At 61.5% G+C, this 11,259-nt stretch carries 12 protein-coding genes and 1 tRNA gene; 8 read left to right on the forward strand and 5 right to left on the reverse strand.

The annotated features are described in order from the left end of the window. Nucleotides 1–1,179 (forward strand): amidohydrolase, encoded by a 1,179-nt coding sequence (locus ABID12_RS01215; protein WP_354432772.1) that lies wholly within the window; start codon nt 1–3, stop codon nt 1,177–1,179. Nucleotides 1,180–1,329: 150 nt separating this feature from the next. Next, nucleotides 1,330–1,653 carry a hypothetical protein gene (locus ABID12_RS01220; RefSeq protein ID WP_354432773.1) on the forward strand — a complete coding sequence of 108 codons (324 nt, stop codon included), beginning with the start codon at nt 1,330–1,332 and terminating at the stop codon, nt 1,651–1,653. A gap of 102 nt (nt 1,654–1,755) precedes the next feature. Here the strand turns inward: ABID12_RS01220 and ABID12_RS01225 are convergent, their stop codons facing one another. Next, entirely contained in the window at nt 1,756–3,048 is a 1,293-nt protein-coding gene (locus ABID12_RS01225; RefSeq protein ID WP_354432774.1) for an Hsp70 family protein, read from the reverse strand. Between the two features lie 138 nt (nt 3,049–3,186). Then, the gene (locus ABID12_RS01230) at nt 3,187–4,140 is read right to left on the reverse strand and encodes a bifunctional enoyl-CoA hydratase/phosphate acetyltransferase (RefSeq protein WP_106306973.1); all 954 of its coding nucleotides are present in this window, start codon (nt 4,138–4,140) and stop codon (nt 3,187–3,189) included. 432 nt (nt 4,141–4,572) lie between these two features. Here ABID12_RS01230 and ABID12_RS01235 point away from each other — a divergent pair, with 432 nt between their 5' ends. Next, entirely contained in the window at nt 4,573–4,920 is a 348-nt protein-coding gene (locus ABID12_RS01235) for an MliC family protein (RefSeq protein ID WP_354432775.1), read from the forward strand. Continuing rightward, nucleotides 4,917–5,450, forward strand: coding sequence for an AAA family ATPase (locus ABID12_RS01240; protein WP_354432776.1), 534 nt, complete (start codon nt 4,917–4,919; stop codon nt 5,448–5,450). The genes ABID12_RS01235 and ABID12_RS01240 overlap by 4 nt, the downstream gene beginning before the upstream one ends. Here the strand turns inward: ABID12_RS01240 and ABID12_RS01245 are convergent. Then, entirely contained in the window at nt 5,444–5,839 is a 396-nt protein-coding gene (locus ABID12_RS01245) for a VOC family protein (protein ID WP_354432777.1), read from the reverse strand. The two genes, ABID12_RS01240 and ABID12_RS01245, sit on opposite strands and share 7 nt — an antisense overlap. A 184-nt stretch (nt 5,840–6,023) precedes the next feature. Here ABID12_RS01245 and ABID12_RS01250 point away from each other — a divergent pair, with 184 nt between their 5' ends. The 3 genes from ABID12_RS01250 to ABID12_RS01260 all read left to right on the forward strand — a co-directional run bounded on the left by ABID12_RS01250 (nt 6,024) and on the right by ABID12_RS01260 (nt 7,794). Then, nucleotides 6,024–6,911, forward strand: a complete 888-nt coding sequence (locus ABID12_RS01250) for a DMT family transporter (protein WP_354432778.1) — start codon at nt 6,024–6,026, stop codon at nt 6,909–6,911. 88 nt (nt 6,912–6,999) lie between these two features. Continuing rightward, nucleotides 7,000–7,602 (forward strand): GTP cyclohydrolase I FolE, encoded by a 603-nt coding sequence (gene folE / locus ABID12_RS01255; RefSeq protein WP_319518259.1) that lies wholly within the window; start codon nt 7,000–7,002, stop codon nt 7,600–7,602. A 116-nt stretch (nt 7,603–7,718) separates the two neighbouring features. Continuing rightward, nucleotides 7,719–7,794, forward strand: a tRNA-Thr gene (locus tag ABID12_RS01260). Nucleotides 7,795–8,156: 362 nt separating this feature from the next. Here ABID12_RS01260 and ABID12_RS01265 read toward each other — a convergent pair. Then, on the reverse strand, nt 8,157–9,479 hold the full coding sequence (locus ABID12_RS01265; RefSeq protein WP_106306991.1) for a TRAP transporter large permease: 1,323 nt from the start codon (nt 9,477–9,479) through the stop codon (nt 8,157–8,159). Between the two features lies 1 nt (nt 9,480). Then, a complete protein-coding gene (locus tag ABID12_RS01270) occupies nt 9,481–9,984 on the reverse strand; it encodes a TRAP transporter small permease (RefSeq protein WP_354432779.1) in 504 nt (167 codons plus the stop codon). 181 nt (nt 9,985–10,165) lie between these two features. Between ABID12_RS01270 and ABID12_RS01275 the strand changes: the two genes are divergently transcribed. After that, nucleotides 10,166–11,203 (forward strand): LacI family DNA-binding transcriptional regulator, encoded by a 1,038-nt coding sequence (locus ABID12_RS01275; protein WP_435528136.1) that lies wholly within the window; start codon nt 10,166–10,168, stop codon nt 11,201–11,203. Nucleotides 11,204–11,259: the final 56 nt, after the last annotated feature.

Genomic DNA, 11,259 nt, shown 5'->3' on the forward strand with positions numbered 1-11,259 from the left:
ATGGACAGCAGGGATTTGCACAATTCCGGCCTGTCGGCCGGCGATATCGCAGAATTGACCGCATGGCGCCGGGATCTGCACCGCACGCCCGAACTGTCGGGCGAGGAGGCCCGGACCGCTGAAAAGGTTGTCGGAATGCTGGAGCCGAGCGAACCGGACCGGATACTGACCGGCATGGGCGGACATGGAGTGGCTGCGATCTATGCCGGATCGAAACCCGGGCCCTCGGTTCTGCTGCGCTGTGAGCTGGATGCGCTTCCGATCGCAGAGCTGAACGACAGCCTGCCGCACCGGTCCCAGGTGCCGGGAACGGCGCATCTGTGCGGGCATGACGGGCATATGGCCATGCTGGTTGCCACGGCGCGCTGGCTTGGCCGGAACCGGCCGTCGCGCGGTCGCGTGATCCTGCTTTTCCAGCCAGCCGAAGAAGACGGCTCCGGCGCGAAAAGGGTTATCGAAGACCCGTGTTTCGCTGAAATTCTGCCGGACTTTGCCTTTGCGCTGCATAATTGGCCGGGTTTGCCGCTCGGCCACGCAATCCTGTCGGAAGGACCAGCACATTGCGCCTCCCGCGGCATGAAGATTGTTCTGACCGGGCGCACCGCCCACGCCTCACAACCTGAAACCGGCCTCTCTCCCGCCAGTGCGCTGGCACTGCTGATTGAGGATCTGGAAACGCTTTGTGCTGGCGAGGATGCGGCTTCGCCCGATTTTGCCCGCGCGAATGTGACCCATGCCCGGCTGGGCGAGGCGGGCTTCGGCACCACGCCCGGCGATGCCGAATTGCATGTGACGCTGCGCACGCAGAAGGATGATGGCATGGCGCTGCTGGTGCAGCAGGCCGAAGACAAGGTAACGGCTGCCGCTGCGCGTTGGAACCTGCAGTCGGATATCAGCTATCACGATATTTTCCGTCATTGCGAAAACGCGCCGGAGGCTGTGCAGGTTTTCCGCAAGGCACTTGCAGCCGAAGATATTCCGCTCCATCCGGCAAATGGCCCGGTGCGTGGTTCGGAGGATTTCGGGCGGTTCGGCGATCATGCCAGATCGGCGCTGTTGCTGCTGGGGGCCGGCCTTGATACGCCCGATCTGCACAATCCTGATTTCGATTTTCCCGATGAACTGATCCCGGTTGGCGCACGCCTGTTTGCGCAGATCGTAACCAGCCTGCTGGATTAAGGGGCAACGGTTCGGCCGTCGGATCGTGTTTCGTGCATAGATGACGGTGTTGTTCCGGAGAAGAGGCTTGCGCAAGCTCGGGCATCGAACTAGTCATGTCGATGATATCGATATCATATTGTATTTGCCCGTTTGCAGAAAGAGCAGTGAATGTTTACCAGAAGTGCCATTTTCCGTGGCCGGATCAAGCCGGGGCGGGAAGACGAGTTCTATGCCGCCGTTCGGGAGAGGCTGGTTCCGGCGTGGTCGCAGATGCTGCATGCACGTGCCGTGCGGGTTTATCGGCCGCGGCAGTGCGAGGCCGGGGAGGAGGATGTCTTTCTGGTTCAGGAAATCGACTATCCCTCGCTGGCCCACATTGAAGAGGCGTTGTCTTCGCCCCGGCGCGAAGCAGCCGTTGCGGCGCTGGCGTCTGTGCGGGCGCTCTATGATGGCGAGCATCGCCATATCATTTACGAGCGTTTGACGGATTGAGGGCGTTGCAAAACCGGCCTTGATTGTGCTGCCCGGCGGTCATCGGGCAAGGGTGACGTTTGCAAGGGCCGTTCACCCGGCGAACGGCACGGAAGCCGGCGCTCACATCCCGTCTGGAAAATCGTCTTCCGCCCCGATCAGCGCCAGCCCGTGGGCAATGGACAGCAGTTCGCCGCCGGTTTCGATGCGGGCAGTGTCGAAACGGTCTTCGAAGATCTTGCGCACCGCCGGCACGAAGGATGAGCCACCGGTGAGGAACACCTTGTCGATTTGCGATGCGGCAATGCCGGCGCCCGCAATCGCCTCGTCGAGTGCGGACTCCATCTGGTCGATTTCGCCTGCAATCCAGCGTTCGAAATCGGCGCGGCGCACGGTGCGGCGACTGTCCTTGCCAAGCGGGGCGAAGAAGAATTCGGCTTCCTCTTGTGCCGACAGCGCCCGTTTGGTGGCCGATATCGCCTCATAGAGCGGATAGCCCTCATCATTTTCGACCAGGTCGATGAACAGTTCGAGCGCATCGGGGTCGGTGGCGTCGCGCACCAGGCTTTTCAGGTCGATGAAATCGCGGGTGGTCTTGAAGATCGAAAGCTGGCTCCAGCGACCGAAGCTTGCGTAATAGTTCGACGGCACGTCGAGCACCTTGCCGAAGCTTTTATAGCTGCTGCCCTTGCCCAGCATCGGGCTCACCACATTGTCGATGATGCGGTAGTCAAACATGTCGCCGGCCACGCCGACACCGGAATGCGACAACGGCTCGGCGGAGAGCTTTCCCGCGCTTTTGGAAAACCGGATGATCGAATAGTCGGTGGTGCCGCCGCCGAAATCGGCGACCAGCACATTGGCATCGCTCTCAAGCCGGCTTGCGAAATACCAGGCGGCTGCCACCGGCTCCAGCACGAAGCGGATTTCCGGGAAACCGAAGCGGGACAAGGCCTCATTGTAACGCTCGAGCGCCAGCGCCTCGTCGGCGCCGGTGCCGGCAAAGCGCACCGGCCTGCCGGCGGCCACGCGGCTGATATCGCCGGGCCAGCCGTCACCGGCATAGGTCATCAGCTTTTCCAGAAACACCGCCATCAGATCCGGAAACGAATGGCGGCGACCGAGCACGGCGGTTTCCCTGAAAAGTGGACTGGCGGCATAGGTCTTGATCGACTGCAGGAAGCGGCATTCGCCGGGATGGTCGATCAGCGTGCGGATGGCGGCGGCCCCGGCCTCCGTTGCAAGCGGCGCACCGACGCCGGCCTGCCGGTCTTTCATGAACGAAAGGCAGGTGCGCATCGTATCCGTCACCCCCGCCTGGCTTTCAAATGTCAGCGAACGGGTTTCGCCCTTGCCGCGCGCGGGCAGCGCGATCACGGTGTTGGTCGTGCCGAAATCGAGTCCGAGTGCGGTCATGACGCCGTCCTTTTTGCCGGGAGTGTGGTGTGAAGGCCGGCGGTTATATACCCTCACGGTGCATTGGCAAGATGGCGGGCATGAAAAAGCCGCCGCAACAGATGTCGCGACGGCTTTTGATGCGGGATGCGCTGATTCTCAGAGCGCCGGATAGCGGCCGTTGCGGCGGGCATCGGCCATCAGGGCTGCAATCGCGCAGGAACCGATACGGGCCTGTGCGCCATCGGCACGGCTGGTCAGGATGATCGGAATACGCGCGCCGAGGATGATACCCGAGGAGGTGGCGCCGCCGAGCAGGACCAGCTGTTTGGCCAGCATGTTGCCGGATTCCAGATCCGGCGTCAGCAGGATGTCGGCATCGCCGGAAACGGCGGAGGTGATGCCCTTGATCTTGGCGGCCTCAAGGCTGATCGCATTGTCGAAGGCCAGCGGTCCGTCGACAATGGCATTGGTGATCTGGCCACGGTCCGCCATCTTGGAAAGGCATGCGGCGTCGATGGTGGACTGGATCGAGGGGTTGACCGTTTCCACGGCCGAGAGCACGGCGACCTTGGGTGTGATTTCGACATCGGAGGTCGCGATCATCAGGTCGATGGCGTTCTGGGCAATGTCGACCTTTGCCGCCAGATCCGGTTTGATGTTCATCGCCGCATCGGTGATGAAGAAGGGTTTCGGATATTCGGGATCGACCATGGCGAAGACGTGGGAGATGCGGCGTCCGGTTCTCAGCCCGGCATCCTTCTTGATCACCGCGCCCATATATTCATCGGTGTGCAGGCTGCCCTTCATCAGCGCTTCGGCCTCACCCTTGCTGGCAAGGGCCACGGCCTGTGCGGCGGAGGCATGGCTGTGGGGCGTGTCGATGATCCTGTAGGCGGAAATGTCGATTTCGTTTTCGTCGGCGATCGCCTTGATCTTGTTTTCCGGACCGACCAGGATCGGTTCGATCAGGTTTTCATGTGCTGCTTCAACGGCGCCCAGAAGCGCATCGCGGCTGCAGGGATGCACAACGGCGGTGGCGATTGCGGGCTTCTGCGCGGCGCGCTCGATGAAATTCTTGTTGAAGCCTGCGACATCGAATTTGTCGGCCATCGTCTGATACTCCTTGGGTATAATCGGTTATTCTTGGGAGGCTGGACAGGACAGAGCCGTCGGCGGCCTGTTGTCTGACGTTGGAAAATGCGGACCGGCGACACGGCGCGCCCTTGAAAAGACAGATGTCTCTGGGAGGTTCAGGCGCATTTCCGGTTTTTCTGCCATATCGGTCTTATCCATTTGCCGTCATGCGCCGGGTCGGCGTTGTAGACTTCGACGAAGCTGCCGGTTAACATCAACCCGCTTCGGCCAGAGGGCCGCCGCAAGACGCCTACGACTTAAGACTAAGTCCTGGTCCGGGCCTTGAGCAAGATCAATCTGGCATATCAGTCTGTCACATCTTGCACGCAACAACAGCCCTGCCGGAAGGCTCATTTCACTCAAAAACGGTTAAGGGGAAGGTTTATGCCTGGGAAAACCACAGTTTTGATGTCTGTCATTTTCATGAGCCTTGCCACCGGGGCGGCCCGTGCCGATACCGGATTTTCGATCGCGGTGCCGGACGGCCCGGATGCCCGTGACATCGAAGCCGTCTATGATTGCGGCGATTTCACCATGAAGGCGCGCTATGTCACCAGCGGTGAGATCGCGCTGGCGCGGCTGCAATGGCAGGATCATCTGACGATCGCCGCCGAAGTTATCGCCGCTTCCGGCGCGCGCTATGCCGCGGGTCCTTATGTCTGGTGGACCAAGGGCGACAGCGCGACGCTTTACAATGTGATGAACGGCGAGGACGATCCGGGCATTGCCTGCGAGGCGGCGTCTTCGGGAAAATGAACCGTTTTTTTGTGATTTCCGGCTGCTCGGGCGGCGGCAAGTCGACCCTTCTCGACGCCCTTGCTGCCCGCGGCTTTGCCGTGGTGGAAGAACCCGGCCGCCGGATCGTGGCCGAGGAGACTGCCGGGGACGGCAAGGCCTTGCCCTGGGTCGATATGGCAGCCTTTGCCCGCCGCGCGGTTGCGATGGCTGCCGCCGATCATGCGGCGGTGGCTGAAAGCATGCGGCCGGTGTTTTTCGATCGCGGACTGGTCGATGCCGCCGCCGCACTTTGTCACGCGACCGGCGCGACCGCGCCACCCGATATGGTCCGGCAGGTTCGTTACAACACGACCGTCTTCATGACCCCGCCCTGGCCGGAAATCTACCGCCGGGATGGCGAGCGCCGCCACGGGCTGGAAGACGGCATTGCCGAATATGAGCGGCTGATGGCCTTCTACCCGAAGCTCGGCTACCGGCCGGTCGAACTGCCGAAAGCCGATGTCGAGACGCGCGTGCGTTTCGTGTTGCAGCAGATCGGCTTTTACTGAAAGCGGCCGCCGCGCTGCAGCACTTCGATCTTGTAGCCATCGGGATCGGTGACGAAGAAGAAGCGGGCGAAGGTCGCTCCCTCGCGTTCCATGGTCACCAGCTTGCCGACGGGAATGCCGAGTGCCGTCAACCGCTCGTGTTCGGCTGCGATATCATCGACACTGACGGCGAGATGCCCGTAGCCATTGCCGAGGTCATAGGCTTCGCTCTGGCCTTCATTGACAGTCAGTTCCAGCTCGAAACCGGTTTCCGCATTGGCGAGGTAAATCAGCGTGAACCCTTCAAAGGGGTAGCGGTCCACCACCTCGAGGCCGAACAGCAGGTTGTAGAAATCGATCGAGCGGGCTTCATCCAGCACGCGGATCATTGAGTGGATCATCTTGGCCATGGCGGCGGGCTCCCTTGGTTTTTGTCTTCCTACGCCATTTGGCGGGCCCTTGAAAGGTTTTCGCCGTGCAGGCAGACGTACCCTCCGGCGCCTTGCGTGGCTTGACCGGCTGTGGGGCCACGGCTATCGCGGGGCGTTGAGATGCTGTGTCCGGGCGGGCCGGCCGGCGGCACGAGGGACGAACATGATATCACTGACCCGGACATCGGGCGTCAGCTTCGCGGTGGCCGCCGTTGCCACGCTTTCCGGCGTCGATGCGCTGGCCAAGAGCCTCGGCGCGGAGATGTCGAGCTTTCAGGTCACTTTCCTGCGTTATACGGTCTCGACCGTGTTTCTGGCCCTCTTCGTTGCGGTCTTCGTGCGCCGCAGACCGAAACCCGGCTTCATGAAGGAGCATGCGCTGAAGGGCGTGCTGTCGGCTGCCACGGCAAGCCTGTTTTTTTACGGCATTGCCGGCATGCCGCTGGTGATGGCGCTCGCGCTGGCCATGACGGCGCCGATCTACATGGCCCTGCTCGGCGCGCTGGTTTTCGGCGAGCGGCCCGGCCGGGCGACCTATGGCGCGCTTTTCCTGGCGGTTTGCGGCTCGGGCATCATTGTTGCCACACGAGGGTCCGGCCTTGCCGGTCCGCCGGTTTCGGTTATCGCCATCATCGCCGGACTGACTGCGCCGCTGGCCTATGCGGTTACGGCAATCGTGATGAAGAAGGCGTCGGCCAACGATCATCCGATCACGCTCAGCCTGATGCAGACCGTGTTCGCAACCGTGTTTTCAGCGCCGCTGGCCCTGCTGCTGTGGCAAACGCCGGACCCCGGCCTTTTCTGGCAAGTCGGCCTGATCGGGTTTTGCGGCGCGCTCGGTTTCGTCTTTCTGGTTGCCGGGCTCAACCGCATGCCGGCCTCGCTCTATGCGGTGATCGACTATTCGGCTCTGGTCTGGGCCGGGTTTTACGGTTTCGTCTTTTTCGACGAAATTCCCGCATGGCCCACGCTCGTTGGCGGGGCGTTGATCGTGATGGCCTGTGTGCTGTCGGCGGGCCGTTCGCGCGCAATGATTGAAGACAGGCCTTGAATTTGACATCTGGCAGGGTCTAGATGCGGCCAGAATGGGACCGCATATGTGACGCAATGAAACGGCATGCGGCGAAAACAGGTGAAGCGTGAACGATATTCCCAGACAGGTTGACGATGCCGAGGCGCGTCGCGAAAAAATCAGGAAGGCCGTGACCGACATTCTGGTCGCGCTCGGCGAGGATCCGACCCGCGAGGGTTTGCTGGACACACCGTCACGTGTTGCGAAGATGTATATGGAGGTGTTCTCCGGTCTTGCCGAGGATCCGTCGGAACATCTGAAGACCGTGTTCACCGAAGACGGCCATGACGAGATCGTGATCGTCAAGGATATCGCCTTTCACACCATGTGCGAGCACCACCTGCTGCCGTTTTTCGGCAAGGCGCATATTGCCTATCTGCCCGATGGCGGCCGGCTGACCGGCCTGTCCAAACTGGCCCGCGTGGTTGACACGCTTGCCCGCCGCCCGCAACTGCAGGAACGGCTGACCGGCCAGATCGCCGATGCGATGGAGGCGGTGCTGAAGCCGAAGGGCGTGATGGTGCTGGCGGAAGCGCGCCACATGTGCATGGAAATGCGCGGCATCAAGGCCCATGGCGCCAACACGGTCACGCTGGTCTCGCGCGGCGTTTTTGACACGGATTCCGCAAAGCGCGCCGAAACGCTCGCCCTTCTGCGCTCCACCGGCTGAAGGCTACACCGGGCCCGGCATCATTTTTTGCCGTTCTGACGGCAAAGGCGCTTGAAAAAACCGCCAAGAGCCTGTAACAGCCCCATGCATCGCAACGCGCTCGAAAGCGCGTTCGGGCCGCCTTAGCTCAGTTGGTAGAGCATCGCATTCGTAATGCGGGGGTCACGTGTTCGAGTCACGTAGGCGGCACCATTTTTCTGATCGCGATATGACCATCCACGATACCGGCTTGCAGTGCGCATTCCCTGATTTTTGACGGGATTGTCTTGCGGGTTGTCTCGCAAGAAGCCGGGAGACTCCCGAACCTGTGCGCTCTGCGCGCTGACAAAGCTCGCCCCACGTTCTTTCGTCATACCGGCCTTGAGCCGGTATCCAGGGCCGCTTGTTGTGCGCTGCCAGAAAGAGTCTTTGCGCGCAAGGACTTGGCCCTTACGGGGTTCCGGCTTAAGGCCGGTATGACGGCGGAGGGAGGTAAAGCCGCGATTGCTTACAGGGTTTGTCAACAAGCTGGGATGCGGCGCAGGGCGCCGCATCGGTGCAGCCGAAGGCTGCTTTTACATCAGGCCCAGAAGCCGGGGCAGGCCGGTTGTGAGCGCGGGGATGTAGGTAATCATCAGCAGCGCGATCACCAGCGTGATGAAGAACGGCAGCAGCGGTTTTGCCACCTTCTCGATGCTGACCCCGGCGATGCTGCATCCCACGAACAGGACCGAACCGACAGGCGGCGTCATCGAGCCGATGCCGAGGTTGAAGATCATCATCAGGCCGAACTGGACGGGGTCCATGCCCACTTCCCGCGCGATCGGCAGGAAGATCGGGGTGAAGATCAGCACGGCCGGGGTCAGGTCCATGAAGAAGCCGATGATCAGCAGGCAGATGTTCATGATCAGCAGGATCACGATCGGGTTCTGGAAGGTCAGCAGAGCATCGGCGATTGCATCCGGTATGCCGGTGATCGTCATCACATAGGACATCACCCCGGAAGCGGCGATCAGAAACAGGATGACGGCGCTGGTGACCATCGAGCTTTTCAGAACTTCGATATATTCCCGCCAGGTCGCCAGCCGGTAGATCAGCGACAGGACGAAGGAATAGAGAACGGCGACGGCCGCCCCTTCGGTTGCCGTGAAGGCGCCGATCACGATGCCGCCGATGACGACGACGACCATCAGCAGGGAGGGTAGGGCCTGCCAGACGATCCTGACGGCCTCTCCGGCGCCGGGCGCTTTCGAAATCGGGAAGTTGCGGCGCTTGGCAATGATGCCGGCGACGATCATGACGGCCAGCCCCATCAGCAGCCCCGGCACATAACCGCCGATGAAAAGCGCGGAGATCGATGTGCCGCCGGAAACCAGCGAAAACAGGATCAGCGGGCCGCTTGGCGGGATCAGGATGCCCGACGGCGCCGAGGCGATGTTGACGGCCGCGGAGAAGGTCGGGTCATAGCCTTCCTTCTTCTGCAGCGGCGCCATGGTTCCGCCGACGGCGGCGGCTGCGGCGATGGCCGAGCCGGAAATCGAGCCGAACAACATGTTGGCGATCACATTGGTATGTGCAAGCGCGCCGGGCAGGCGGCCGCCGATCAGCTTGGCAAGATTGACAAGCCGGATGGCAATGCCGCCCTTGTTCATGATGTTGCCGGCAAGGATGAAGAACGGGATCGCCAGCAGGGTGAACGAATCGACGCCGGCAAACATCTTCTGTGTGGCGACGAAGAAGGTGACGCTCGGCGGCATGAAGAACAGGCCGGTCACGATCGAGGACACGGCAATCGCCACGGAGATGGCAATGCCCTGGGCCAGCATCAGGAAAAACAGGCCAAAGAGCAGGATGGACGCAAACACCGTTTCGTCCACATAGTCAAAGATAAAGTCCATTTTACAGGCTCCCGACCGGCTTGAGCGATGCCCGGTTGCTGTCGCGGACCAGGATGATCATGTTGAGCGACTGAAGGATGAAGATCAGCACGGCGGCAATCGGCATGATCAGGTAGACGTCGCCGATGGGAATGCGCATGATCGGCGAAAACTGTGCCATCGATGACGAGACGGCCTTGATGCCGCCGAGAAACAGGATGAACACGGAAAACACCAGAACGACGGCGTCGTTGATCAGCATCAGGATCAGTTTCTTTCGTCCGCTCAGAGCTTCGATGGCGAAAACCAGTGACAGGTGCTGGCGCGTGCCGAAGGCATAGGCCGATCCCAGGAAGGCCATCCAGATCATCATGAAACGGAGAAGTTCTTCGGTGTAGAGCGCCGGTGCGGCAAGCACGTAGCGGGTGAAAACCTGCCACAGCATCAGCCCGACCATGATCGCGAGCATCGCGGAGGTCAGGTAGAGCAGCAGGCTTTCCAGAGCATGTTTTGTTTTGTCTATCATGGATGTCCTCCATGTCGCGAACGACAAAGGGGGAGCGGCTGCTTCGCGTTGTCGTTCGGGACGGTTCTCTGGTGCGGCCGCAGAGGTGTCCTCCCTGGGCGACCGCTTTTGAAGATATCATGCATTATGAAAAAAGATTGCGCCATATGAAAGAATATTTCATATTGTGGCAAACGGAGTGATGCACATGAAAAAGGAAAGCAGGCGTCTTCGTCTGAGCGATCTGGCGCGCTATTGCGGCGTTTCGCCGTCCACCGCCTCGCGGGCGCTTTCGGGAACGCCGGGCGTTCGCCCGGAGCTCAGGGAAAAGATCCTGCAGGCCGCCAAGTCGCAGAATTACCACGTTCCCACGTCGATTGCGGGCATGAAGGTCATCGTCGCGGCCAGCGCCAGCGCCATGCTTGACTACCAGCGCAATCAGTTCACGGCATTTGTGCTGGAGGGCATGCGCGAACGGGCGGAGGTTCTCGGGCTGTCGCTGACGACCAAAGCGATTTCCAGCGCCGACGACGAGCGGAAAATGCTGGAGGACGCGGCCAAGGATCCCGAAATCGCCGGTGTCTTGATGCTGACCATCGATGAGGACGAAATGCTGGTCCCGGCCCGGGCCTTTGCCAGACCGGTGCTGCTGGTCAATGGCGACGATCCGCTGATGCAGCTTTCGAGCATTGCGCCCCATAATCGCGCGGCGGCCGCACTGGCCACCCGCTATCTGCGATCGCTGGGTCATTCGAGGATCCTGTTTCTTTCACGGCCCGGCCGCCGCACCATTCTCAGACGTCTGGAGGGCTGGCGTGACGAGATCAAGACCATTCCGGGCGTCGCGTGGCGCGATCTCGTCGTCGATGCCAGCGACTGGACGCCCGAAGCCGCGATCGAGGCGATGCGCCGGCATGTCGAGGAAAAGGGCACGTCGTTCACGGCCGTTCTGGCGGCCGGCGACAGCCTTGCGGCGGGCGCCATTTTCGGGCTGCGCGCGCTCGGCCTGTCGGTTCCGGACGACATTTCGGTGATGGGGATCGACGGTCTGCCGCAAAGCGATTTTCTCGATCCGCCGCTGACCACCGTCCAGATCCCGATGCGTGAAATGGGTGCAGCGGCGCTGGACATGATGCGCGACCTTCTCGATAACGAGCCATTCCTGCCACGCCGGACGGAACTGTCCTGCCGCCTGACCGAGCGCGGTTCCACCGCGGCCGTAAAGGGTGGCGGAGACTGATCTGCCGCTTGCGGCAACCCCGCAGTGAGAATGCCGGCCGACGGGCCACAGGGCCC

Origin of the sequence: Martelella mangrovi (assembly GCF_040545495.1) — a bacterium.
GTDB lineage: Bacteria > Pseudomonadota > Alphaproteobacteria > Rhizobiales > Rhizobiaceae > Martelella > Martelella mangrovi.